This is a genomic window from Novosphingobium sp., assembly GCF_049240505.1.
Lineage (GTDB): Bacteria > Pseudomonadota > Alphaproteobacteria > Sphingomonadales > Sphingomonadaceae > Novosphingobium.
This window is the reverse complement of record NZ_JBMLSM010000105.1, coordinates 1-25280: the sequence shown is the minus strand read 5'-3', so window position 1 is coordinate 25280 and position 25280 is coordinate 1. Positions and strand designations below refer to the sequence as shown.

Below are 25280 nucleotides of genomic sequence, written 5' to 3'. Positions count from 1 at the left end.
GCCCCAGCGGATCGACCAGACCATCTTGTCGACTTCGCTGGCCACGTCCGACGCCACTGCCGAATTGCCGATGTTGGCGTTGATCTTGACGAGGAAGTTGCGCCCGATCGCCATCGGCTCGGACTCAGGATGGTTGATGTTCGAAGGAATGATCGCGCGGCCCCGCGCCACTTCATAGCGCACGAATTCAGGGGTCACGTAATCGGGGATCGAAGCGCCCCAGTCCTGCCCGTCGCGGATCAGCGCTTCCTTGGCCTGCTTGCGGCCAAGGTTCTCACGGATGGCCACATATTCCATTTCCGGCGTGATGATGCCCCGGCGTGCGTAATGCATCTGGCTGACGTTCTGTCCAGCCTTGGCCCGCAACGGACGCTTCACCACGTTGGGGAACGCAGGCACGCCAGCCGAACGGTCAGGCCCCTTCAGCCCGTTGTCCTCAGGCTTCACTTCGCGCGCGTCGTATTCTTCCACATCGCCGCGCGCCATGATCCAATCGCGGCGAAGTTGCGGCAGGCCAGCTGCAATATCGATGGTGGCGCGAGTATCGGTATAAGGCCCCGAAGTGTCATAAACCCGCACCGCCGGTTCACCGCTTGAAGGTTCCAGCGCGATTTCACGCATGGCGACCCGCACGTCGGGGAAGCGCAGGCTTTCAACGTGGATCTTGCGACTGCCGCGGATCGGGCCGGTAGTGACGCCGATTTCGAGCTTGGAGTTGATATCTGCCATTGGGCGCTCCTCTTCTTGACGGAGAAGGAGCAGGCTGGTGCACGACTCAACGCCCCAACAGCCTTCCCTCCCTCCGCCCGTGCTAACGGGTTCAGGTTCGACGGGTCGGGCTGCGTGACCAGCCCCTCTCAGCCAGCACTGGCTCCCCGGGGTATGGACAGGCTTTTAGGCGCGGAATGCGCGCGCGGCAACCGGCGTTTGTCTATTCCGTCGCTTCTGCAACACCTGCCCCTGCCCGCACACCATCATAGAGGAACTCCGGCCCATCCAGATCGATGGCCGGAATGGCATCGCGCTCAAGCCAGTAGTTCTGGTTGTGCCGCCATTCTTCCTTGCCACCGCGCTGCGGCAGCTTGTGCATATCGCGCATCAGATAGCCCGGATTGAAGTTGTCGGCTTCGATCCACGGAAGAATGTCCATGCCTGCATCCTCATCGCGGAACACCGGCTCGACCTTCTTCGCCCCCCGCGCGTCCATATGGCGCAACAGGCGGCAAACGAAATCGCCCAGCATGTCCACCCGCAACGTCCAACTCGCGCGGAAATAGCCGAAGACCCAGACCATGTTGGGCACACCGGTAAACATCATCCCGCGATAGGTCACCGTATCGCCCCAGTTGACCGCCTTGCCATCCACCTCGAACGGAATGTCGCCCAGAACCTTCAGGTGGAAACCGGTGCAAGCCACGATGATGTCCGCCTCCAGCATTTCACCCGAAGCCGTCAGCACGCCCTTGTCGGTGAAGCGGTCGATCGTATCGGTCACCACCTGCACCTTGCCTTGTGCGGCCGCCTGAAACAAATCGCCATCCGGGCAGAACGCCAGTCGCTGTTGCCAAGGCCGGTATTTGGGCGTGAAGTGCGGTTCGAAATCGAAGTCCTCCCCGGCATAGGCGCGCGCGGCCATCTTCAGTTCCTCGAACACCACATCAGGCTCTTCGACGCAGCGTTTGTCCATGACGGCCTGATCGTGCATCACTTGAGCACGCACCACGCGATGGACGGTCGGTTCGTCGATGCCGATTTGCCGAAGCCGGTCGGCCAGTTCGTTCTGGTTGGGGTGGCAATAGAAGTAGGTCGGCGAACGCTGCAGCATCGTCACCTGCGCCTTCTCGGCAAAGGCTGGAACCACCGTCGCAGCCGTCGCGCCTGATCCGATGACAAGGATACGCTTGCCTTCCCAGTCGGTCGCCGGATCCCACAACTGCGCGTGAACGAACAGGCCCTTGAAGTCCGATACGCCCTGCCACTCCTTGGGGATGTAGGGCACCTGATGGTCGTAATATCCTTGGCACATCCACAAAAACCCCGCCGTGAACGTGGCCGTGCTGCCATCCTTCGCCAGCGCTTCCAGCGTCCAGCGGTTCGTCTCGCTGGACCATTTCGCGCTCGTGATCGTGTGGCCATAGTGGATATGCCGGTCGATCCCGGCTTCCTCGATCACCTCACCCATGTAATCGAGGATAGCCTGCGCGCTGGCAATAGGCGCGCCGACCCACGGCTTGAAGCGATAGCCGAAAGTGTAGAGGTCCGAGTCAGACCGCACGCCCGGATACTTGTGCGTGTCCCAGGTGCCGCCAAACGTATCCTTGGATTCGATCACGGCATAAGTTTTGCCGGGGCACTGGTCCTGCAGGTGCCATGCCGAACCGATGCCAGAAATACCGGCCCCGATGATCAGGACATCAAAATCGCCGCCCGAACTTGCGTGTTCGCCCATCTGTCCTCTCCAAGATCCTCGCCCCTTTGTGTGTCAGGGCTTGTCAGGCCGTTCTCGGCTCATGCGGAAAGGTGACATTGATCGGTATCAAGCTGCAACCTGATGGACCTGACAATGAAGCTATCGGTCAAGAAAATCCGGCGCTCACCCGCCAGCCTGCCACCCACGAACGGATTCAAGCGGATAGGCCAGCATCAGCACGTTCAACGCCAGATTGTCGCGGATCATGAACAGCGTAAACGCCTCGAACACCAGCGCCACGCCCACTGTGACCATTGTCGGAACGCGCGCGGCGAACAGGAAACCAAGGCTCATAAACGCCATGTCCGCAAAGGAATTGAGCACGCTGTCGCCCGAATAACCGTAGGATATCGTTACCGCACGATAGCGATCGATGATGATCGGTGAATTTTCGAGAATTTCCCACGCCCCTTCCACCAGCACTGCCAGCGCAAGTGCCCAACGCGGCGAAAGCGCCTGCAAGCCGAACCTGCGCCACAAAAGATGCGCCGCGCCATAAAACAGGAAGCCATGAATCACGTGGCTGAAGCTGTACCAGTCCGCAATCTGCTGACTGTTCTCTGCCGATTCCACCACGCCCTGCCACAACCTGATCGTGCCACACGGGCAGATCGGCGGGCGATGCATTCCCAGCAATATGATCACGATACCCAGTGCAACGCCGATGGCCGCGATCTTCCCAGCGCGATCCGGCAGCAGGTCTGATTTCATAGGTTGTTGTCCCTTCCCCTCATTGCCCTTTCTGACGGGTCGGCCTTCAACTCACAAGCCCGTGGTTGCACCCGCAACCGCATCGCCCTAAGCGCATGATGATGAGTGTGCGCCATTGCGATATTGTCATTCTCGGCGGCGGCCTGGCAGGCGGCCTTGTCGCGCTGGCGCTCAAACAGGCGCAGCCAAACCTGTCAGTTCTGCTGGTCGAACAAGGCGATAGCATCGGCGGTCACCACGTCTGGTCGTTCTTCGGCACCGATATCAATCAGGCCGGGCGCGATCTTCTTGATGGCATGGTCGTCGCGGCATGGCCTGAATATACGGTGCGGTTCCCCCGGATCGAACGGCGGCTGCATACCAGCTACTATTCCATAACCTCGGCGCGGTTTGATCGCATCGTCCGCGCAAGCCTCGGCCCCGATGCGATCATGACCGGCGTCAGGGCACTAGCCTGCAGCACCACCAACGCCACCCTGTCCGATGGCACGCGCGTGGAAGCAGGCGCGGTGATCGATGCGCGCGGCCTGCGCAATGTCAGCGATCTGACCGGGGGATGGCAGAAATTCGTCGGTCGGCGTTTTCGCCTGCAGGCTCCGCACGGGCTGGACGCTCCCATCGTAAAGGACGCCACGGTCGAACAGATCGATGGCTACCGCTTCGTCTATTGCCTGCCTTTCACGCCCGACGAAATCTTCGTCGAAGATACCTATTATGCCGATGGCCCCGCGCTGGACGTCAACGCAATCCGCGCCCGGATAGATGCCTATGTGGCGCAGCAGGGCTGGACCGTTGCCGAAGTGCTGGATGAGGAACAGGGCGTTCTTCCAGTCGTCGCAGGTGGCGATTTCGGCGCCTTCTGGCGAGCCAGCGGCAACAATGTCGCCCGCGCAGGGGTTCGCGCCGGTCTGTTCCACGCGGTGACCAGCTATTCCCTGCCCGATGCCGTCCGCTATGCCCTCGCCCTGGTTGCACGGCCTGATCTCAGCGGCGATGCGCTCGCCCGGTTCAGCGAAGCATGGGCGCGTCAGCACTGGCAGGATGCAGCCTATCACCGCACACTAACCGCAATGCTCTTCGCCGGCGCAGAGCCGCACCTGCGCTATCGCGTGCTCGAACGTTTCTACGGCCTTGATCGCGCGTTGATCGAACGATTCTATGCCGGTCGCACCACCGCGTTCGACAAATTCAGAATCCTTGCCGGAAAGCCCCCTATTCCCATCACCCGCGCCATCGGCGTGCTGACGGGCTTGGGCGCGCGGCCAAAACCTCTTTCCTCGTCGGGAACCAGAACATGAAACGTGCCTGTGTAATCGGCTCAGGCTTCGGCGGCCTTGCGCTCGCCATCCGGCTCCAGTCGGGCGGCGTGCAGACCACGCTTATCGAAGCGCGCGACAAGCCTGGTGGCCGTGCCTACCACTGGCAGAAGGATGGTTTCACGTTCGATGCCGGGCCAACCGTCATCACCGACCCTGCCTGTCTGGAAGAACTCTGGGCACTGAAAGGGCATCGCCTTTCGGATGACGTGGAACTGATGCCCGTCATGCCGTTCTATCGGCTCAACTGGGCAGACGGCACCAATTTCGATTACTCCAACGATAGCGTAAATCTGCGGAACGAGATTGCAAAGCTCAGCCCGCAGGATGTCGCCGGATATGAAGACTTCCTGCATTATTCCGCAGGCGTTTTCGAAGAAGGCTATCGCAAGCTCGGTGCTGTGCCCTTTCTCGATTTCGCCAGCATGATCAAAGCCGCGCCTTCGCTGGCGCGCTATCAGGCGTGGCGGTCGGTTTACTCAGTTGTCTCAAGCTACATAAAGAACGAAAAGCTGCGCGAGGCTTTCAGCTTCCACAGCCTGCTCGTTGGCGGCAACCCGATGACCACAAGCGCAATCTATGCCCTGATCCACAAGCTGGAAAAAGACGGCGGCGTATGGTGGGCCAAGGGCGGCACCAACCGCCTGATCGAAGGCATGGTCACCCACTTCCGCCGCATCGGTGGCGAAGTGCGCATGGGCGATCCGGTCGTCCATGTCGAAACGCTTGGCACGCGCGCCACCGGCGTGCAGACGAAAAGCGGATGGTCAGGCAAATTCGATGCCGTCGCCTCGAATGCCGATATCATGCACTCCTACCGCGATCTGATGCCCGATAATACGCACGCCCAGCGGCGCGCGAAGGCTTTGGGCAAGAAGCGCTATTCCCCCAGCCTATTCGTTGTCCACTTCGGCCTTGAAGGCACATGGCCGGGCATTCCGCATCACATGATCCTGTTCGGCCCGCGCTACAAAGGGCTGCTCGACGATATCTACACCCACGGCGTCCTGCCGCAGGACTTCTCGATCTACCTGCACCACCCCACGGTCACCGATCCCTCGGTAGCGCCAGGGGGCATGAGCACGTTCTACGCGCTGGTTCCCGTCGCCAACATGGGCAAGCTTCCGGTCGATTGGAACGAGGTCGGCCCGATCCTCGAAAAGCGCATTCTGGATGAAGTAGGTCGCCGTCTGATCCCGGATATCCATTCGCGTATCGTAACGAAATTCCACTACGCCCCGGCAGACTTCAAGACGGACCTGTCCGCCCACCTCGGCAGCGCGTTCAGCCTTGAACCGTTACTAACGCAAAGCGCATGGTTCCGCGCACACAACCGCGACGATGCAATTTCGAACTTCTATCTTGTCGGCGCGGGAACCCATCCCGGCGCGGGCATTCCCGGCGTGGTCGGCTCGGCCAAGGCCACCGCGCAACTTATGCTGGAGGATCTTCTGTGAAACGCCTTGCCGTCTATTGCGGCTCTGCCTCGCCCGCCGATACTCGTTACGTCACACTCGCTCGGCAGATCGGGCAGGAACTGGCGCGGCGCGGCATCGGTGTGGTCTATGGTGGCGGACGGTTGGGCCTGATGGGCGCGGTTGCCTATGGCGCGCTTGATGCGGGCGGCGAAGTGATCGGCATTATCCCCGAGGGTCTGGTCAATTCCGAAGTGGCCAACCACGATTGTACCGAACTCCACGTCGTTTCGGGAATGCACGAACGCAAGAAGCGCTTCACCGACCTGTCGGACGGTTTCCTCACCATCCCCGGCGGTGTCGGCACGATGGACGAACTATGGGAAGCCGTCAGCTGGGCGCAGCTTGGCTATCATGCAAAGCCGGTGGGCCTGCTCAATGCCTTCGGCTTCTACGACCATCTGCTGGCCTTCAACCGCCACATGATCGACGTGGGCTTCATCCGCCCGGCGCACGCCAACATCATCATTGCCGAACACGATCTCGATCTGCTGCTGGCCCGCATGGAAGCCCATGTGCCGCACACCCCGATCTTTGCGATGAAAGCCGATGATCTCTGAATGACGATGGATCGCGCGGCTCTCGTTACTAACGCTCGCCAATCGATCCTGAAGGGTTCGAAAAGCTTCGCCATCGCCAGCCACCTGTTCGATCGCGCTACACGCGAAAGGGTCTGGCTGCTCTACGCATGGTGCCGCCGCTGCGACGATATCATCGATGCGCAGGACCACGGCGGCGCCTTGGGCATTCAGACGGGAGCGGCAGAGCGTTTGACGCAAGTTCGCGAAAAGACCGCGCTGGCTTTTGCCGGGCGTGAAAGCGGCGATCCAGCCTTTGACGCCCTTGGCCTCGTCGCGCGCGAAACCGGCCTTACGCTGGAAATGGCGCGTGACGTTATCGATGGCTTCGCGCTCGATGCCGCAGAATGGCAGCCGCACTCCGAAGCTGATCTCATGCGCTATTGCTGGCATGTGGCAGGCGCTGTGGGCGTGATGATGGCTGTCGTCATGGGCGTATCCCCCGATGATTCCGATACGCTCGACCGCGCCTGCGACCTGGGCCTGGCTTTCCAACTCGCCAACATCGCGCGCGATATCGATGAGGATGACGCGGCGGATCGTTGCTACATCCCGCTGGACTGGCTGGCTGAGGAAGACATTCCGCCGGGTGAGCAGATGAAGCCGCATTTTCGCCCTGCCCTGACGAGGATTGTCGCGCGCATGTGCGAAGCGGCGAACATTCACGAATGCTCCGCCCGCATCGGTGCTGCCCGGCTGAAGCCGCGTCAGCGCTGGGCTATTCTGGCGGCGGCGGGGATCTATGGCGAGATCGCGCGCGAGGTCGCGCGGCGCGGCGAACATGCGTGGGATCATCGCACTGTCGTTAGTAACGGGCGCAAGCTGGGGTTTGTGGCAAGAGCCGCATGGGCAAGCGTCCGTCCGGTTCCTCGCTCCTGTGTGGCGATGGCAAGCGCCCGGAAATACAGCAGAATTGACCTGACTGCCCTCGCCCGGAAGCAGGGCGTTCCGAACTGCACCTAGATGCACCTAGCTGCACCTAAGCGGTCCTGACAGGCCGAAATCGCGGTTTGAGATGGGCCTGAGGCATGGCACAATGCCGCTGTGCAAGGGAGATGGGACGTGGATGCCGCAACGCCGCCCGTTACGTTACAAAATCCGGCCGAAAGCGAAGGCGAACTCATCTATCGCACCCGCCTGCCAGTCCGCATCTGGCACTGGCTGAACGCCATCGCCATCTTCGCCCTGCTGATGAGCGGTGCCACAATCTTCAATGCTCACCCCCGGCTTTACTGGGGCAAATATGGCGCGAATTACGATGATCCCTGGCTGGTCATCGGCAAACGCGGGCAAGAAGGTTTTGTGCAACTGGGAAGTCTGGAAGTTCCGACAACCGGCATTCTAGGTTACACACCCTACTCCACCAAAGCTATTCCACCGATCTTTACGATCCCGAACTATTACAGCCTTGCCGAAGGGCGGCAGTGGCACTTTTTCTTTGCATGGATTCTACTTGCATCGCTTGTGATATTTATTCTTTACGCCTTGCTCTCAAAACATCTTTCCCGCGATCTTGCCTTGAAGCGTGAAGAACGAAAATTTTCTCACCTGTGGCGGGATATGAAGAACCACGCCAAGCTGCGGTTCCCGACAGGTGAGGCAGCCAGATCCTATAATCCGTTGCAAAAGATCGTATATCTGGGCGTGATCTTCGTGCTGATACCGCTGGTGGTGCTGACCGGGATGACGATGTCGCCAAATCTCAACGCAGCCTTCCCTTTGCTGCTTGACCTGTTCGGCGGACGGCAATCAGCCCGATCGATACACTTCCTCTGCGCAGTGGCCTTCTGCGCTTTCATCGCAATCCATCTTCTGATGATTGTGCTTGCCGGACCGTTTAACGAACTGCGCTCGATAGTGACGGGATGGTACAGAATACCGGCAGTGCGGGAGATCGGGGAATGACGTTGATTTCCCGACGCAACGCTCTTTTCGGGGCAAGTGGCCTTCTGCTTTCCGGCTGTGAACGCATCACCACGTCCCCCACCGTTCGCAAAATGCTGACGTTGGGTGAGAAGGCAACGCTGACTGGGCAGCGTCTCGTTACGGACCGCAACGCACTGGCACCGGAATTCACCCGTGCCGACCTGTCACCGCGCTTCCGGGTGAACGGCAACCACATGCCCGCATCACCCGAATATGCCCGCCATCTTGCCAATGGATTTGCCAACTGGGCAGTTGAAATCGGCGGACTTGTCGACAGGCCGATGCGCCTGACACTGGCCCAGCTGAAAGCCGCACCGCAGCGCACGCAGATCACCCGGCAGGACTGTGTTGAGGGCTGGAGCGCGATTGGCGAATGGACCGGCGTGCCACTTGCATTGCTGCTCCGCCAGTCCATGATTTCAGCAAATGCCAACTTTATCGTCTTCCATTGCGCAGACGATTTCTCAGGCATTCCCTATTACGAGAGCATCGACATGATCGATGCGATGCACCCTCAAACGATCCTTGCCCACACCATGAACCGCCAGCCTCTTCCCGTCGGGCACGGTGCACCAATCAGACTGCGGGTAGAACGAGCGCTGGGATACAAGCAGGCCAAGTTCGTGATGCGGATCGAAGCCGTGGCATCACTGGCTGGCATCCACGGCGGCAAGGGTGGATATTGGGAGGACCATTCTGGCTACCAATGGTTTGCCGGAATATGAAACAAGGGGCCCGCCACGCGCAATCGCAACGTAACGGGCCAATTTCCGCTTTTGCCAAAGCGCCCCCTATTGCCCGGACTACTTCAGCGCATCAGCACCAGTTCCTCGGCCATCGACGGATGCAGCGCCACGGTCGCGTCGAAATCGGCCTTGGTCAGCCCGGCCTTCACGGCAATGGCGGCAGCCTGAAGGATTTCCGGGCTGTCCGGGCCAATCATGTGGATGCCCAGAACCTTCTCGGTCGTGGCATCGACGATCATCTTGTAAAGGCCGCGTTCCGGGCGGTGGCCGAAGATGTTCTTCATCGGGCGGAAGTCTGACGAATAGACCTTGATGTTGCTGCCATAGGCCTGCCGCGCCTGGCTTTCGGTCAGACCAACGCCCGCAAGCGGCGGCTGCGAAAACACTGCGCTGGGAATGCAGTCGTAGCTTACCGAGGTTTCCTTGCCGCCAAATACGCGGTCGGCAAAGGCGTGGCCTTCACGGATGGCGATGGGGGTTAGCTGCACGCGGTTCGTTACGTCACCCACGGCGTAGATGCTGTCGCAAGCCGTCTTGCCGTGATCGTCAACGGGGATTTCGCCCTGCGCCCCGAGTTCGATCCCGGCGCTTTCCAGCCCCAGCCCGTCCGTCTTGGGGCGGCGTCCGGTGGCGACAAGGACGACATCGGCGTGCAACGGATCGGGCTGCTTGCCGACATAGACGTGGAACGAGCCGTCCTCCTGCTTTTCAACGCGATCGAACGGGCAGTTGAACTTGTATTCGATGCCGCGCGCCATCGTGATCTGCAGCAGGCGGTCGCGCATCGATTCATCATAGCCGCGCAGGATCGTCTCGCTGCGGTTTACCACCGTTACGTGACAGCCAAGCGCATTGAAAATCCCAGCAAATTCCATCGCGATATAGCCCGCGCCGGAAATGACCACGCGCTTGGGCAGGGTTTCGAGATGGAATACCTCGTTCGAGGTGATGCAGTGTTCGCTGCCTTCGAACTCAGGCATCACGGGCCAGGCACCCGTGGCAATCAGGATATACTTCGCGCTGATTTCCTGCCCCGAAGCGAGGCGGACCGTGTTTGGCCCTGCAACGGTGGCGCGTTCCAGAAAGCGTTCGACCTTGTTGGTTTCCAGCGTGTTCGTATAGGCGGTGTTGAGGCGGTCGACGTCTTTCAGCACCGCGTCACGTAACGTCGGCCAGTCGAAGCTCATCTTCTCGACCGTCCAGCCATAGTTGGCTGCATCCTGCAATTCTTCGGCAAAGTGCGAACCGTAGACGAGCAGCTTCTTGGGCACACAGCCCCGGATGACGCAGGTGCCGCCGACCCGATATTCTTCTGCCACTGCAACGCGCGCGCCGTGGCTGGCAGCGATCCGGCTGGCCCGAACGCCGCCCGAGCCTGCGCCGATGACGAAGAGATCGTAGTCGAATTGCTGGTCAGCCATATGCACTCCTTCTTGTGGAGCAGCATATGGCCTCTGGTCCTTCGCAAGACCAGAGGCTTTTGCGCAATACCGTTAGGTATACTTACTATTATCCGCCAATCCCGGCGGCGGCGAGCAGGGCCTCGGTCGAAGGATCGAAACCTTCGCCGCCGCCAGTATCGATCTGCTTGGCAATGGCCTTGCCGAGTTCCACGCCGAACTGATCGAACGGATTGATGCCGAGCATCGCCGCCGAAACGAAGGTGCGGTGTTCGTGGAAGGCGATCAGCGCGCCGAGGGTAGCGGGATTGAGATCATCGCACAGGATTGTGGCGGAAGGACGATCCCCCGGATAGGCGCGCGCACCATCATCCGATGCCTTGCCTGCCATCAGGGCAGCGCCCTGTGCAAAGCAGTTCGAGAGCAGGATCTGGTGGTGGACCGGATCGAGATCGTGGCCGGGCACCTTCACCGCAAGGAAATCGACCGGGATCAGGTGTGTGCCCTGATGGAGCAACTGGAACACCGCGTGCTGTGCATCGGTGCCTACCCCGCCCCAGGTGACCGGGGCGCTTGCACGCATCAGCGGCGAGCCATCGGCAAGAACGCGCTTGCCGTTCGATTCCATCTCCAACTGCTGGAGATAGTCGGGCAGAAGGGCGAGCCGTTCGTCATAGGCGAAGACCGCACGTGTCTGGCAGGCGCGCACTTGCGCATAATAAAGGTCCGCAAAGGCGGCCCGGACGATGACGTTTTCGGCAAGGTCCACGTCGATGAAGTGACGGTCGATGGCGGCGGCACCATCGAGAAATTCGGCAAAGCCCTGCCACCCCAGCGCAATCGCAACCGGGAAGCCGATGGACGACCATAGCGAATAGCGCCCGCCAACGGTTTCTGAAAACGGCAGGACACGAGTTTCATCGACACCCCATTCCACTGCCTTTTCCGGCGCTGCGGTCAGCGCGACGACGCGACCGTAAGGATCGTCAACGCCGTTCTCGCTCAGCCAGTCCAGCGCCGAGCGGGCGTTGGTCATGGTTTCGGTGGTGGTAAACGTCTTCGACGCGATGGCGATCATCGTGGTCGCCGGATCGCAGGCCTTCATGGCAGCTTCCAGCGCGCAACCATCGATGTTCGACACCACATGGACGGCGACCTTGGCACCATCGCGAGTCAGTGCATCAATCGCAAGCGCAGGGCCGAGTGCCGAGCCGCCGATGCCGATATGGATCAGGCTTTTCACATCGCCCAGAAGGCCTTCGTGGATTGCATCGACCAGCATCTTCATGCGGGCGTGGAGCGCTTCGGCTTCTTCGACGCTGGCTTCATTGCCCACACCACGCTGTGCGGTGTGTTCGGCAGCGCGGCCTTCGGTATTGTTGATCTTCTCGCCATTGATCAGCGCGTCACGCCGACCTTCGAGATCCATTGCTGCTGCAATGGAGCCGAGCAGCGCTTCGACTTCGGGCGAGAGGTGCGTTTTCGACCAGTCGAACAGAATCGGGCCGCCGGGCAAATCGAGCGTGGCCGAATAGCGCGCAAGCCGATCCGCATCGGCAAACAGGTCTTTCAGGGTCGGCCGGGGCAGGCCTGCCAGCGCCGTCCAGAAGAGTTCGGCTTGGGCATCGATCATGGCAATCCTCATCGTTTCGCAACTGCGTAATCGCTCTAATGCCCGGTTGAGAGGCGCAGGCCAAGCGCGCTGTTCATCCACCGGCAAGCTTCGCAGACGTATTTCGGGACTGTATTGTTTCGATAACACACTTGACGAAGGGCCTTGCGAGCAACATGACCGCGACGATGAACGATACACCCGAAGCCAGCCCGCAGACACCGGCCGATCCGGCTTCCGCTCCTCCGCGCGCGAAGAAGGAGAAGAAAGAGGACAGCTTTCCGGTCTTCCTCGTGAAGCTGGTGCTGGTGGTGGCGATCTTCCGCAGCTTCATCTTCTCGCCCTTCAACATCCCTTCGGAATCGATGCTGCCAAGGCTGGAGAACGGGGACTACCTGCTCGCGGCGAAGTGGCCCTATGGATACAGCAGCTATTCGCTGCCGTTCAGCGCGCCACTGCTGCCCAAGCGCATCTTTGCGAGCCAGCCAGAGCGCGGCGATGTGGCGATATTCAAAGCGCCTCCCGGCAACGATGTGGACTATATCAAGCGGGTCATCGGGTTGCCGGGCGATACCGTGCAGATGAAGGAAGGCGTGCTGATCCTGAACGGTCAGGCCGTGCCGAAGGTAAAGGTTCAGGACTTCGTCATTGCGGTGACGCCAAACACCGACTGCGTTTCGGACGAGTTTGCCGTCACCGAAGCGGATGGCAGCCAGACCTGCCATTACCCTCAGTTCCGCGAAACGTTGCCCAACGGAAAGAGCTACAACGTGCTCGACCTTGGCCAGCGTGATGCCGACAACACGGTTCCGATCGTGGTGCCCGAAGGCCAGTTGTTCCTGATGGGCGACAACCGCGACAATTCGATGGATAGCCGCTTCCCGGCGATGGAAGGTGGTGGCATCGGTCTGGTGCCGCAGGACAATCTTGTGGGACGCGCCGCGATCATGATGTGGTCGACCGATGGCAGCGCCAACTGGTTCCTGCCCTGGACCTGGTTCACCGCCGCGCGGTGGAACCGGATCGGGGGCACGTTCTGAGCGCGCTTCCTGCCGAGAGCCTGACGTTTCTGACGGAACTGACCGGGAGCGCCCCCGCGCGCCCCGACTTGTGGGCCGAAGCGTTGACTCATGGCTCGATGGGTAAGGCGCGCGATTACCAGCGGCTTGAGTTTCTGGGCGACCGTGTGCTGGGGCTGGTCATCGCGGATTGGCTGCACGAAAAGAGCGATGCTGCCGAGGGCAAGCTCTCGCAGCGGCTCAATGCGCTGGTCAGCCGTGAGACTTGCGCCGATGTGGCGCGGGCCATCGCCCTGCCCCCGCACATCCGCCTTGGCAAGCAGGCGCGTGACGATGGCGGCGCGCAGAGCGACAACATCCTTGGCGATGTGATGGAAGCACTGATCGGGGCGCTGTTCGTGGAACGCGGCTTTGATGAGGCGCGCCTGTTCGTGCGAAAGCTGTGGGACAAGCCGATGGCTTCGGGCACCGGGCAGCGCAAGCATCCCAAGGCGGCGTTGCAGGAATGGGCTGCGGGCAACCGGCGCAAGCCGCCAGTCTACACAATGGTGGCGCGCGAAGGGCCGGATCACGCCGCGCGCTTTACCGTGTCGGTCGAGGTAAACGGCGTGGGCAAAGCCAGCGCTATCGGATCGAGCAAGCAGGAAGCCGAAACTGCGGCGGCCCATGCGTTCATGCAGGCTTACGGCTGAAGCCTATTTGGCCTAATGTGGCCGCAGACATTCAGAGAATTGGAAATATGACCGAAAAATGTGGCCTCGTGGCCGTGCTGGGCGCGCCGAATGCGGGCAAATCAACGCTGGTGAATGCGCTGGTGGGGCAGAAGGTGGCGATTGTCTCTGCCAAGGCACAGACCACGCGCGCACGGCTGATGGGCATTGCGCTGGAAGGAGAAGCGCAGATCATTCTGGCCGATACGCCCGGACTGTTCGAACCGAAGCGCCGTCTGGACCGCGCGATGGTGAGCGCCGCCTGGGATGGCGCGCAGGAAGCCGATGCGATCCTGCTGGTGGTGGATGCGCGCAAGAAGAAGCGCGATTACCTCGAACCGATCCTTGCCAGCTTGAAGGACCGGCCAGAACGCAAGCTGCTGGTGTTGAACAAGGTGGATTCGACGCCGAAGGAACCGCTGTTGGTCATGGCGGAGGCGCTGACAACGGACGCGCAATTCGATGAGGTGTTCTTCGTTTCGGCGCTGACCGGCGATGGCGTGCCCGAACTTAAGCAGCGGCTTGCCGCGCTGATGCCGGAAGCGGTGTGGCATTACCCGGAAGATCAGGTTTCTGACGCCAGCGAGCGACTGATGGCAGCGGAGATCACGCGCGAGCAGCTTTATCGGCAGCTCCATGACGAATTGCCGTATGACAGCACGGTGCGACCGGAAAAGTACCTCACGCGCAAGGACGGCTCGATCGAGATTCACCAGCAGATCGTGATCGCGCGCGAAAGCCAGCGCCCCATCGTGTTGGGCAAAGGCGGCGCGAAGATCAAGGCGATTGGCGAGGCTTCGCGCAAGGAACTGGCGCAGTTGCTCGAAACCAAAGTTCATCTGTTCCTGCACGTGAAGGTGGATGAGCGCTGGGCCGATGCCAAGGAAATCTACGAGGAAATCGGACTGGAATGGGTCAAGTGATGCGCAAGGCTCTGTTGGTGACGCTGGTGCTGGTTTCCTCGACTTCGGTCGTCGCAAAGCCTGCTGTGCCTGCTGCTGGCGGTCGCTATGTCGCGCTGGGCAGTTCGTTTGCAGCCGGACCGGGCGTCGGGCCGAATACGCCCGGCACGCCTGCGCGGTGCGGACGGGGCACGCTGAATTATCCCAACCTGCTCGCCAAGGAGTTTGGGCTGGATCTGGTGGATGCCACGTGCAGCGGCGCTACCACGCACCACGTGCTTGGGGCGTGGAACGAGGTTCCGCCCCAGATCGACAGCGTGGATGCCAGGGCAAAGCTGGTTACGATCACCATCGGCGGCAACGACATCGCCTTTGTTGGCAACATCTTCGCCGCTGCCTGTGAACAGATGGCCAAGCCTGACCCGCGCTGCCAGAAATGGCGCGAAGTCAGCGAAGCCGAGTGGGAGGGTGACGAAGACCGTATGCGGCGTATTGTGCGCACTGTCCGCGAACGTGCGCCGGAAGCGCGGATCGTGTTCGTCGATTACATTTCGGTGCTGCCGCTTGCGAAAGACTGTTCGGCCCTGCCGATCGCTGCCGAACGGTTGGAGCTGAGCCGCGTTGCCGCCAAGCGACTGGCGAAGATCACAGCGCGCGTGGCGAAGACGGAGGGGGCCGAAGTGCTGAAATTCTCCCGGCTTTCACGCGACCATGCGCCGTGTTCAGCAGTACCGTGGAGCAACGGAATGACTGCGCCAGAAGGCGATGGTATTCCAATCCACCCCAACCGCATCGGCCATGTTGCCGCAGCAAAAGCGCTCGGGGAGTTTCTACGGCGGAAATGACCGGGCGACCGTTGGCCGCGCCTCGCGCGCGGTCTGCCCCGGTTTCCGGCAACGCAAAGGCTCCGTCAGAAACCTGACAGCAAACATTCATCACCCGCACCTACGCCCGTAGCGAAGGGAACCGCGCCTCTGCCCGTTGAGCGTTCGGTTACCTTCTCAACGGAGTGCAGGAATGAACGAACCGGGCGGAATCCCGCTGGGCGAGACAGCGACGGTAAATCGCACACGGCCCCGTCGGTTCGCACCGACATTTGCGCTGCCGGGATTTTCCCTGCCGGCATGGCTCATCCCGGCCCTGGCCTATCTTGGCCTGTTTCTGATCACGCGCAGCTTTCTGTTCGGCAATCCGGTGATCCATATCGACGAGCAGTTCTATCTGTTCGTGGCCGAACGGATGCGCGATGGCGCGGTGCCCTATGTCGATATCTGGGACCGAAAGCCCATCGGCCTGTTCGTGTTGTACGAAGCCTTTGCCGCTGTTCCCGGTGATCCATTGCTGGCCTACCAGTTCGGTGCGGCGGTGGCGACGGCGGGAACAGCGCTGGCGATATCGCGGCTGGCGCGGGAAATCGCCTCGCCCGCAGCAGCGTGGCAGGCAGGCGCGGCCTATATCCTGTTCATGCCCGCCTTCAACGCAGGCATGGGGCAAGCGCCGGTCTTCTACAATCTGCTGGTAGCAGTGGCCGCAATCGCCGTGGTCGACGCCATGAAGCGGAACGAGGACGAGACGCTGCTGGGGCGCGGATGCTGGGTCATGTTGCTGCTGGGGCTTGCCATCCAGATCAAGTATACCGTGATCTTCGAAGGTGCTGCCTTTGGCATGATGCTGCTGGCGCGCGGATTTGCGGATATCTGGTCCTTGCGGCGCCTGGTGGGAACGGCTGCGCTGTGGATCGCCGTCGCGCTGCTGCCGACTGCCGCTGCAATGGCGTGGTATGCCGAAATCGGCCAACTTGATGCGTTCATCTATGCCAACTTCGTGTCGATCTTTGAACGCGGATCTGACGGGGTGCGGTCATACGGCAGGTTGGCGAAGGAATGTGCTGCGTTGCTGCCGTTCTGGCTGGCCATCTTCCATGCGCCGAAAATGTGCGACACATCAGGTGGCCTGTCACCGCGCTCGCACGCCTTCCTGAAGATCTGGGGTGCGATGGCATGCCTTGGCTTCCTGATTTTCGGGACGTGGTACGATCACTATGTCGCGCCGCTGCTGGTGCCATTGGCAGTCTTGGCCGCCCCTTCCCTTGCCCGCGTGCAGCCCGGCGAACGGTGGTACGGACGATTCTTGCTCGGTTTCGGGGCTCTGGCAGGCATGGTGGTGCCGATCTATCAGGTCTGGCGGCATGGAACGACCGCGCAATACGAGGAGATGAGTGCGCTGATCGAGCAGGAAATGCGTGGCGGATGCCTGTTCATCTTTGAAGGAGAACTGGCCTTCTATCGCACGATCCCCACCTGCCTGCCGACCACGCGGATATTTCCCAACCACCTCAACACGTTCATCGAATCCACCGCGATCGGCATGGATGCCACCGCCGAAGTGCGCCGTATCGTGGCAGCACGCCCCGACGTCATCCTTATGTGGGCGCCGCAAAAGCTTTATCTGCCCAATCTGGAAACGCGCGCAGTGATGAAAACTGAACTGCCAAAAGCCTATGAGCGCTATGCCACCTACACGCTCGGCACGCGCGAATATTGGCTCTATCGCCTGAGGCGATAGAGCCAATTGGTTACTCTGCCTTGGTGGCTGCCTTGGGCTTTGCGGGCTTCTTTGCCGGAGCTTTCTTGGCAGTCGCCTTTTTCTCGGCGACCTTCTTCGGCGCTGCCTTCTTTGCGGGAGCCTTCTTCGCCCCCTTCTTGCCCTTGGCCGGTCCCTTTGCAGCACGCTCGTCGATCAGCGTCACTGCCTCTTCCATCGTCAGCGCTTCAGGCTGCTTGTCGCGCGGCAAGGTGGCGTTGGTCGTGCCATCGGTAACATAGGGGCCATAGCGGCCAGCCATCAGCTTGATCTCACCGCCCGAGGTTGGGTGGGCACCAAAGACCTTGAGCGGTTCTGCCGCCGCACGACTGCCACGCGCGCCAGCACCGGCAGCCGCAGCAGCCAGCAACATGACTGCCGCGTTCATGCCTGTTTCGAACACTTCCGAAGTGGTCTTGAGCCGGGCATATTTGCCATCATGCGCCAGATAAGGGCCATAGCGCCCGATGCTGGCCGTGATCGGATTGCCCGATTCAGGATGCACGCCCACTTCGCGCGGGAGCGACAACAGCTTGAGCGCCCATTCGAGATCGAGTTCGCCGATGTCCTTGGGGATCGACGCGCGCTTGGCGTCCTTGCCTTCACCCAACTGGATGTAGGGCCCAAACCGCCCGGCCTTGCGTACCACTTCCATGCTCGTAACCGGGTCTTTGCCCAGCACGCCATCCTCGGCACCGTCGCCGTCAGCGCCGCCCGGCTGCGCAAACTTGCGGGTGTATTTGCATTCGGGATAGTTCGAGCAGGCGACGAAAGCGCCATAGCGTCCGCCGCGCAACGCAAGCCGCCCGACTTCACACTTGGGGCAAAGGCGGGGGTCGCTGCCATCCTCACGCGGGGGGAACAGGTAGTCGGACAGGAACTCGTCCAGTTCGGCGGTGACCTCGCTGGGCTTCTTCTCCATCACCTCATCGGACTTGGGCTTGAAATCACGCCAGAAGGCGGCCAGCACCTTCTTCCATTCGGCGCGCCCGCCGGACACGTCGTCCAGCTCGTCCTCCATCCCGGCGGTGAACTCATAAGCCACATAGCGCGCGAAGAAACGTTCCAGAAATGATGTGAGAAGTCGGCCAGATTCCTCTGCAAAGAAACGGTTTTTCTCCGTTCTCACATAATTGCGATCCTTCAGCACCTGCAGCGTTGCCGCATAAGTGGAAGGACGCCCGATGCCCAGTTCCTCAAGCCGCTTCACAAGGCTGGCTTCCGAATAGCGCGGCGGCGGCTGGGTGAAATGCTGCGTGGCATCAACGCCGCGCTTGGCTGGCGTATCGCCCTTGCTCAGCGCAGGCAGAAGGTTTGCATCGTCTTCGTCTGTATCGGCCTTCTGATCGCGGCCTTCTTCGTAAACCGCCAGAAAGCCGGGGAATTTCACGACCTGTCCGGTCGCACGCAATTCGTGCTTTCCGGTGCCATCACGCAGGGTCACGGTGGTGCGTTCGATGTTGGCCGATGCCATCTGGCTGGCCATCGCACGCTTGAAGATCAGGTCGTAAAGCCGTGCCTCATCACCCGAACCGTGCCGATCCTTGGCAAAATCTGTTGGCCTGATGGCTTCATGTGCTTCCTGAGCATTCTTGGCTTTTGTCTCGTAATGCCTTGGTTTTTCGGGAAGGTAGTGCCCATCATACCGGTCCGAGATCGCCTTGCGCGCAGCGGAGATGGCGCTTGGGTCCATCTGCACGCCATCGGTACGCATGTAAGTGATCGCGCCCGCCTCGTAGAGCGTCTGCGCGACGCGCATGGTGTGGCTGGCGGAAAAGCCCAGCTTGCGGGCTGCTTCCTGCTGCAGCGTAGATGTTGTGAAGGGCGGATAGGGATTGCGGCGGGTCGGCTTCGTCTCGACATCTTCGACGCGGAAAGTGCCGGCCTCAACCACGGCCTTGGCTTTCATGGCCGCGCCTTCATCGCCCAGCGTCAGCTTGTCGAGCTTTTGCCCATCGAACTTCACAAGGCGCGCCGAAAACTCGGTTCCTGCCTGCTCCAGACGGGCGATGACCGACCAGTATTCTTCGGCGCGGAAAACTTCGATTTCACGCTCACGCTGGACAATCAGGCGCAGGGCCACCGATTGCACGCGACCTGCCGATTTGGCGCCGGGCAGCTTGCGCCAGAGGACCGGCGAAAGGGTGAAGCCAAACAGGTAGTCCAGCGCACGCCGGGCCAGATAGGCATCGATCAGATCCTGATCGAGTTCACGCGGACGCTTCATCGCGTCTGTCACCGTCTGCTTGGTGATCGCGTTGAAGGTTACGCGCTCAACCTCTTTAGGAAGCGCGCGACGTTTTGCCAGCAACTCTTTGACGTGCCATGAAATTGCCTCTCCTTCGCGATCAGGGTCAGTCGCGAGGATCAGGCGGTCAGCTTCCTTGGCCGCATCGGTAATAGCCTTCACGCGCGACTGCTTGTCGCCGTAAAGTTCCCAATCCATCGCGAAATCCTCGTCCGGGCGGACAGAACCGTCCTTCACGGGAAGATCGCGAATGTGACCGTATGAGGCGAGAACCTTGAAGCCGGGTCCAAGATACTTTTCGATGGTCTTGGCTTTGGCCGGCGATTCAACAATGACAAGCTGCATGGTGTGAAAAAGCAGTCCTTACGTGTACGTGTGCGCGAGGGTGGGGACGGAGGCAGGCATTCGTCAAGCGCCCACGTTCAATTCGACGAGAGGCTGACGCGCCCAGCGGCATGGCGGACGAGCCTGCCCGCCAGTTCCAATTCGAGCAGCGCCATCTGCACCGCACCGGCGCTGGCCCCGCTTTGGCGGATCAATTCATCGACGGCGACCGGCGCAAGTGTGAGCAGTCCGGCAATGTCAGCCGGTTCATCACCAACGTCCTGCGTGAAGGAAGGCCCGCTTTCGCAGAAGGTGGAGCGCGGCTGCCCTTCGAAGCCGACGAGCAGTTCGATCACATCATCGGGTGACTGCACAAGGACAGCGCCATCGCGGATCAACTGGTTGCAGCCATGCGAGCGACTGTCGAGCGGGGAGCCGGGGATGGCCATGACCTCTCGCCCAGCCTCAGCCGCAAGGCGCGCGGTGATAAGCGAGCCTGACTTTGGCGCAGCCTCAACCACCAGCGTGCCCGTGGCCAGCCCGGCGATGATGCGGTTACGATGGGGAAAGTGCCGTGCCAGCGGTTCGGTGCCCGGCGGCATTTCGGCTATCAGCAGGCCCTCGCTGGCAACCTGCTCCTGCAGTTCGGCGTTCTCAGGCGGATAGGCGATGTTGATGCCACTGGCGATGACGCCCACGGTGCCGCCGCCATCGGCCATAGCGGCCAGCGCGCCGCGATGCGCCGCAGCATCGATCCCGCGCGCCAGCCCTGAGATGACGGCGTAGCCCCGCCCCGCCAGCGCCGTGGAAAAATCGCGGGACAGTTTGACTGCCGCCGCCGAGGCATTGCGCGCGCCGACCACGGCAACCGATGGGCGCGATAGCAACGCAGGATCGCCGCGCATGGTCAGGATCGGCGGCGGGGTTTCGAGCGCCGAAAGCAGTTTCGGGTAATCTGGCCCGTCGTGGAAAAGATAGCGCGCGCCAGATTTTCGCACGGCTGCAACTTCGGCCTCTATGCGATCAACTGATGCGGGGCGATAAGGCGCCCCCCCTCGTGCGGCGAGATCGGGAAGCGCTTCGATCGCAGCCGCTGCCGTGCCGAAGCGGCGCAGCAACTGGTTGTAACTGACCGGCCCGATATTGGGTGAGCGCAGCAGGCGAATGCGGGCGAATGCTTCGTCGCGCGTAAGCGTGGCCGGTGCAGCGACGTTCACTTCTTGCTGCCGACCTTCGGCTCTGTTCCGGCGCGAAGGCGGACAATATTTTCACGGTGCAGGAATAGCACCAGCAAGGCCAGGAGGGCCAGCACCGGGGCATAGGCGGTGTAACCAAAAAGCAGCGCCGCAACGGGGGCCGCAATCGCCGCGCTCATCCCGCCGAGCGAGGAAATGCGGCTGGCGAACAACACGCCGAGCCAGACCACAGCATAGGCAAGCCCGATGGGCCAAGCGAGGCCCAGTGACACGCCCATCATCGTTGCGACGCCTTTGCCGCCCTTGAACTTCAGCCAAAGCGGGAAACAGTGGCCCAGAACGGCAGCCAGTGCTGCCAGTCCTTCGCTCCCCGGCCAGAAATGGCGGGCCAGCAGGACGGCCCCCAGCCCTTTGCCCATGTCGAGCAGCAAGGTTGCAGCAGCGACGCCTTTCTTGCCAGTCCGCAGCACATTGGTTGCGCCAATGTTACCCGAACCGATCGCGCGCAGATCGCCCCCGCCGGTCAAGCGGGTAAGGATGAGGCCAAAGGGCACCGAGCCAAGCAGATAGCCGACGAGCAGGGGAAGAAGTGTGTCCACGAGGTCGTTCATATCCGCATCGGCCCCGAAAGCGAAAGAGGCCACTTTTCAATTTGCCGCCAATCCCGATACAAGCCCTGTCAGATGACAGCTCCTGCCCCACATACGCCAGTTCCGCCGGTCGATCCGGCCGCCCCTCTGCTCCTGTTTGATTCGGGGGTTGGCGGATTGTCGGTCTTGCGCAAGGTTCGCAAGATCCTGCCGCAAGCGCCCGTGATCTATGTCGCTGACAATGCAGGCCTGCCCTATGGTGCCAAATCCGAAGCGCAGATCGCGGCGCGCGTGTCCGGCCTGCTTGGCCGGTTGACCGAACGCCTTGCCCCACGGCTTGTCTGTATCGCCTGCAACACAGCATCGACCATCGCGCTGGCGTCGGTACGCGAAGTTCTGGAAGTGCCGATTGTCGGCACGGTTCCGGCGATAAAGCCGGCGGCGGCCATGACCAGAACCGGCGTGATCGGACTTCTGGGGACCGAAGCAACGATCCGCCAAGGGTATGTCGATCGACTGGAAGCCGAGTTCGCTGCCGACAAGCGACTGCTGCGCCACGGCGCGCCCGAACTGGTCGCCGCCGCCGAGGCAAAGTTGCGCGGTGACGCTGTGGACCCGAAAGTCTATGCCCGCGCGGCTGCCGCGCTGCGGGAGCAACCGGGGGGCGATGCGATCGACACGGTAGTGCTGGCTTGCACGCACTTCCCGCTGGTGGAAGCTGAACTTTCCACAGCGTTTGGCCCCGGCGTATCGTTTGTCGACGGATCGGATGGCATCGCACGACGCATCGCATTTTTGACCGAAGGACAGGCGTGGCAACGCCGGGAACCCGATCTGGCGCTGTTCACCCGTGGCGGAAGCGAAGTGAACCGGCTAGAAGCAGCGCTCGAAGCACATGGCCTTGGCCGTATCGCGACATTTTGATGCTGAATGCGGGCAGCAGGGGGCAAGCGTTGGGGCGTTTTTCTAAAGCGATCATTGTCCTGCTGATTCTGGCGGGACTTGCCTACTACTGGTTGCTGGTAAACGCCGGACCGGCGGGCATTCCAGCCCGGCCGTTCGATCTTTTAGCTCTGCGCGCCGCCGCCGATGCAAAGCCCGGGGCAAAGCCGACAGCGATCCGGTTCGTCACGCTGGCCACGCGCAGAATCCCTTCGGCAACGCTCGCAGCAGGCACCGGGCTGCGGCAGATCAACTCCGGCGTGATCGCGTGGCACATTGAAACACCCGATGGCGGCATCGTGGTCGATCCCGGCCTTTCTCCACCCGATGCCAAGGCTATGGGCTTTTCGCACTACAACAATGCAGCAATGGCACTGGTCGATAGCTGGATGGACAATGCCGAACTCATCCTGTTCACGCACGCCCATGTCGATCATGTCGGGCGTTTCCTCGACCATCCGCACTTCGCGGCCATAGCCGACAAGGCGTTGGTTACATCGGGAATGCTGGGCGGCATCAATGCGCTTTGGCGCGAGAACGGCAGCCATATCAGCAAAACGCGCAAGCTCGCCCCGATCGAAGCGGTTGCCCCCGGCGTGGTGGTGATCCAGACGCCGGGTCATACCCCTGCTTCGCAGATGATCTATGTGCAACTCGCCAACGGGCGGGAGTATATCCTGACTGGTGACACTGCCTCGCTCGCCCCCAATTTTGAGCGGGCAACGCCGCGTTCGAGGCTGGTAGCCGATATCCTTTCGCCGGAAGATCGACCCGCCGCAATCGGTTGGCTCAAAGGCCTTAAAGCGCTGAAAGACCGAAATAAATCGTTAATTCTCCTGCCATCCCATGACGCAGACTGGCTGGCCACGAACGCTGCCGCACTGCATATTTCGCGCGCTTCAACCGCACGGCTCGCACCTACTGGCAATTAAGTCCGCCTTTCGGACAGTTACCCCAAATCGCGCTGGCATTGCGGTTTGAACAGGCGTAGAAGCCGCCCATTCGCCGAGTGGCCCAAAGGGATCGGGCCAGGGGACGGACCAATGGAACAAGTTGGTGTCCCTGTTGCAGGAAGGAGCGGCGGGGTGAATTACGATCAGGTTTTTGATTCTGCGATCGAGCGTCTGCACTCCGAAGGCCGCTACCGCGTTTTCATCGATATCCTGCGCAACAAGGGGGCCTACCCCAATGCGCGCTGTTTTGCCGGTCACAACGGACCCAAGCCGATCACCGTGTGGTGTTCGAACGATTACCTTGCGATGGGCCAGCACCCCAAGGTGATCGCCGCAATGGAAGAGGCGCTGCACAATGTTGGTGCAGGCTCCGGCGGCACGCGCAACATTGGCGGCAACACGCACTACCATATCGAACTCGAAGCCGAACTGGCCGATCTGCATGGCAAGGAAGGCGCGCTGCTGTTCACGTCGGGCTACGTCTCGAACGACGCAACGCTTTCCACGCTGGCCAAGATCCTGCCCGGCTGCGTGATCTTCTCTGACGAGTTGAACCACGCATCGATGATCGCAGGCATCCGCAATTCGGGCGCTGAAAAGAAGGTCTGGCGCCACAACGATATCGAGCATCTTGAACAGCTTCTGGCCGAAACCGACCCAGCTCTGCCCAAGCTGATCGCTTTCGAATCCGTCTATTCGATGGATGGTGATGTCGCGCCGATCCACGCGATCTGTGATCTGGCCGAAAAGTACAACGCGCTGACCTATATCGACGAGGTTCACGCCGTTGGCATGTATGGCCCGCGCGGCGGCGGCATTACCGATCGTGACGAAGCAGCACATCGCATCGACATCATCGAAGGCACGCTTGGCAAGGCTTTCGGCGTGATGGGCGGCTATATCGCAGCAGATCGCAAGATCATCGACGTGATCCGCTCTTATGCACCGGGCTTTATCTTCACCACTTCGCTGTCGCCTGTGCTGGTCGCGGGCGTCCTCGCTTCGGTCCGCCACCTGAAGGCATCGAGCGCTGAGCGTGAGGGGCAGCAGGCCGCCGCAGCCTATCTGAAAAAGGCTTTTGCCGACTCTGGCCTGCCGGTCATGCCATCGACCACGCATATCGTTCCGCTGATGGTGGGCGATCCGGTGCGCGCCAAGAAGATCAGCGACATCCTGCTGGCGGAATACGGCGTCTATGTGCAGCCGATCAATTTCCCCACCGTCCCGCGCGGTACCGAGCGGCTGCGCTTCACGCCGGGCCCCTCGCACACGCAGGCCATGATGGACGAACTGGCTGGAGCGCTGGTCGAGATCTGGCAGCGGATGGAAATGGAAATCCAGAAGGCCGCCTGAAGCGGCGTCTCGTAACGATCCAAGGCCCTCCCCTGATCCGGGAGGGCTTTTTCGTGGGGCTTGCCTTTCGCGCTGACCGCGCTAGCCTTAACCGATCAATTAAAAATCGGGAGAGTGCATGTCGGTTCCGTCCTTCGACGAAGTTGTCCTCGGTCGCCGGTCGATACGGGGATATCTCGACAAGCCTGTCCCGCGCGCGCTGATAGAGGAGATCCTGTCTTTGGCG

23 protein-coding genes and 1 riboswitch are annotated in these 25280 nt (G+C 61.1%); of the genes, 15 read left to right on the top strand and 8 right to left on the bottom strand.

Annotated features, from left to right (window positions below):
• The 3 genes from ACOVQ0_RS09100 to ACOVQ0_RS09090 all read right to left on the bottom strand — a co-directional run.
• The coding region (locus tag ACOVQ0_RS09100) for a phosphomethylpyrimidine synthase ThiC (protein ID WP_421883211.1) at positions 1-729 on the bottom strand (729 nt) is incomplete at its 3' end.
• A gap of 51 nt (positions 730-780) precedes the next feature.
• A riboswitch (TPP riboswitch) is annotated at positions 781-888 on the bottom strand.
• Between the two features lie 43 nt (positions 889-931).
• Positions 932-2449, bottom strand: a complete 1518-nt coding sequence (locus ACOVQ0_RS09095) for a flavin-containing monooxygenase (protein ID WP_421883208.1) — start codon at positions 2447-2449, stop codon at positions 932-934.
• Positions 2450-2593: 144 nt separating this feature from the next.
• Positions 2594-3181 (bottom strand): DUF2585 domain-containing protein, encoded by a 588-nt coding sequence (locus tag ACOVQ0_RS09090; RefSeq protein WP_421883205.1) that lies wholly within the window; start codon positions 3179-3181, stop codon positions 2594-2596.
• A 95-nt stretch (positions 3182-3276) separates the two neighbouring features.
• Here ACOVQ0_RS09090 and crtY point away from each other — a divergent pair, with 95 nt between their 5' ends.
• The 6 genes from crtY (at position 3277) to ACOVQ0_RS09060 (ending at position 9201) form a co-directional block, all read left to right on the top strand.
• Positions 3277-4479, top strand: coding sequence for a lycopene beta-cyclase CrtY (gene crtY / locus ACOVQ0_RS09085; protein WP_421883202.1), 1203 nt, complete (start codon positions 3277-3279; stop codon positions 4477-4479).
• Entirely contained in the window at positions 4476-5954 is a 1479-nt protein-coding gene (locus ACOVQ0_RS09080) for a phytoene desaturase (RefSeq protein WP_421883198.1), read from the top strand. Before crtY ends, ACOVQ0_RS09080 begins: the two co-directional genes overlap by 4 nt.
• Positions 5951-6532, top strand: coding sequence for a TIGR00730 family Rossman fold protein (locus ACOVQ0_RS09075; protein ID WP_421883195.1), 582 nt, complete (start codon positions 5951-5953; stop codon positions 6530-6532). The genes ACOVQ0_RS09080 and ACOVQ0_RS09075 overlap by 4 nt, the downstream gene beginning before the upstream one ends.
• Complete coding sequence (locus ACOVQ0_RS09070; RefSeq protein WP_421883191.1) at positions 6533-7513, top strand: phytoene/squalene synthase family protein; 981 nt, start codon at positions 6533-6535, stop codon at positions 7511-7513.
• Positions 7514-7612: 99 nt separating this feature from the next.
• The gene (locus ACOVQ0_RS09065; protein WP_421883188.1) at positions 7613-8455 is read left to right on the top strand and encodes a cytochrome b/b6 domain-containing protein; all 843 of its coding nucleotides are present in this window, start codon (positions 7613-7615) and stop codon (positions 8453-8455) included.
• Positions 8452-9201: a molybdopterin-binding protein gene (locus ACOVQ0_RS09060; RefSeq protein WP_421883185.1), complete on the top strand. Its 750-nt coding sequence runs from the start codon at positions 8452-8454 to the stop codon at positions 9199-9201. Before ACOVQ0_RS09065 ends, ACOVQ0_RS09060 begins: the two co-directional genes overlap by 4 nt.
• A gap of 83 nt (positions 9202-9284) precedes the next feature.
• On the opposite strand, the gene gorA is transcribed toward ACOVQ0_RS09060, so the two are convergent.
• Together gorA and pgi are read right to left on the bottom strand one after the other, a co-directional pair.
• Positions 9285-10643 (bottom strand): glutathione-disulfide reductase, encoded by a 1359-nt coding sequence (gene gorA, locus ACOVQ0_RS09055; RefSeq protein ID WP_421883182.1) that lies wholly within the window; start codon positions 10641-10643, stop codon positions 9285-9287.
• Positions 10644-10731: 88 nt separating this feature from the next.
• Complete coding sequence (pgi, locus tag ACOVQ0_RS09050; protein WP_421883178.1) at positions 10732-12255, bottom strand: glucose-6-phosphate isomerase; 1524 nt, start codon at positions 12253-12255, stop codon at positions 10732-10734.
• A 155-nt stretch (positions 12256-12410) separates the two neighbouring features.
• Here pgi and lepB point away from each other — a divergent pair, with 155 nt between their 5' ends.
• The 5 genes from lepB (at position 12411) to ACOVQ0_RS09025 (ending at position 17430) form a co-directional block, all read left to right on the top strand.
• Entirely contained in the window at positions 12411-13274 is an 864-nt protein-coding gene (lepB, locus tag ACOVQ0_RS09045) for a signal peptidase I (protein ID WP_421883175.1), read from the top strand.
• A complete protein-coding gene (gene rnc / locus ACOVQ0_RS09040) occupies positions 13247-13945 on the top strand; it encodes a ribonuclease III (RefSeq protein ID WP_421883172.1) in 699 nt (232 codons plus the stop codon). The genes lepB and rnc overlap by 28 nt, the downstream gene beginning before the upstream one ends.
• Positions 13946-13992: 47 nt before the next feature.
• Positions 13993-14886, top strand: a complete 894-nt coding sequence (era, locus tag ACOVQ0_RS09035) for a GTPase Era (protein WP_421883168.1) — start codon at positions 13993-13995, stop codon at positions 14884-14886.
• Positions 14874-15710: an SGNH/GDSL hydrolase family protein gene (locus tag ACOVQ0_RS09030; RefSeq protein ID WP_421883165.1), complete on the top strand. Its 837-nt coding sequence runs from the start codon at positions 14874-14876 to the stop codon at positions 15708-15710. Before era ends, ACOVQ0_RS09030 begins: the two co-directional genes overlap by 13 nt.
• A 172-nt stretch (positions 15711-15882) precedes the next feature.
• A complete protein-coding gene (locus ACOVQ0_RS09025) occupies positions 15883-17430 on the top strand; it encodes a hypothetical protein (RefSeq protein ID WP_421883163.1) in 1548 nt (515 codons plus the stop codon).
• A gap of 10 nt (positions 17431-17440) precedes the next feature.
• Here the strand turns inward: ACOVQ0_RS09025 and topA are convergent, their stop codons facing one another.
• The 3 genes from topA to plsY all read right to left on the bottom strand — a co-directional run bounded on the left by topA (position 17441) and on the right by plsY (position 21827).
• Positions 17441-20041: a type I DNA topoisomerase gene (gene topA / locus ACOVQ0_RS09020; protein ID WP_421883160.1), complete on the bottom strand. Its 2601-nt coding sequence runs from the start codon at positions 20039-20041 to the stop codon at positions 17441-17443.
• A 77-nt stretch (positions 20042-20118) separates the two neighbouring features.
• On the bottom strand, positions 20119-21237 hold the full coding sequence (dprA, locus tag ACOVQ0_RS09015; RefSeq protein ID WP_421883157.1) for a DNA-processing protein DprA: 1119 nt from the start codon (positions 21235-21237) through the stop codon (positions 20119-20121).
• Positions 21234-21827, bottom strand: coding sequence for a glycerol-3-phosphate 1-O-acyltransferase PlsY (plsY, locus tag ACOVQ0_RS09010; RefSeq protein ID WP_421883217.1), 594 nt, complete (start codon positions 21825-21827; stop codon positions 21234-21236). Before plsY ends, dprA begins: the two co-directional genes overlap by 4 nt.
• Positions 21828-21899: 72 nt before the next feature.
• On the opposite strand from plsY, the gene murI reads away from it, so the two are divergent.
• From murI to ACOVQ0_RS08990, 4 genes are all read left to right on the top strand, one after another.
• Positions 21900-22730 (top strand): glutamate racemase, encoded by an 831-nt coding sequence (gene murI, locus ACOVQ0_RS09005; RefSeq protein WP_421883154.1) that lies wholly within the window; start codon positions 21900-21902, stop codon positions 22728-22730.
• A 29-nt stretch (positions 22731-22759) separates the two neighbouring features.
• On the top strand, positions 22760-23680 hold the full coding sequence (locus tag ACOVQ0_RS09000) for an MBL fold metallo-hydrolase (RefSeq protein ID WP_421883151.1): 921 nt from the start codon (positions 22760-22762) through the stop codon (positions 23678-23680).
• A gap of 153 nt (positions 23681-23833) precedes the next feature.
• Positions 23834-25054 carry a 5-aminolevulinate synthase gene (gene hemA, locus ACOVQ0_RS08995; protein ID WP_421883149.1) on the top strand — a complete coding sequence of 407 codons (1221 nt, stop codon included), beginning with the start codon at positions 23834-23836 and terminating at the stop codon, positions 25052-25054.
• A gap of 118 nt (positions 25055-25172) precedes the next feature.
• Positions 25173-25280: nitroreductase family protein (locus tag ACOVQ0_RS08990; RefSeq protein WP_421883214.1), on the top strand; the 108-nt coding region annotated here is incomplete at its 3' end.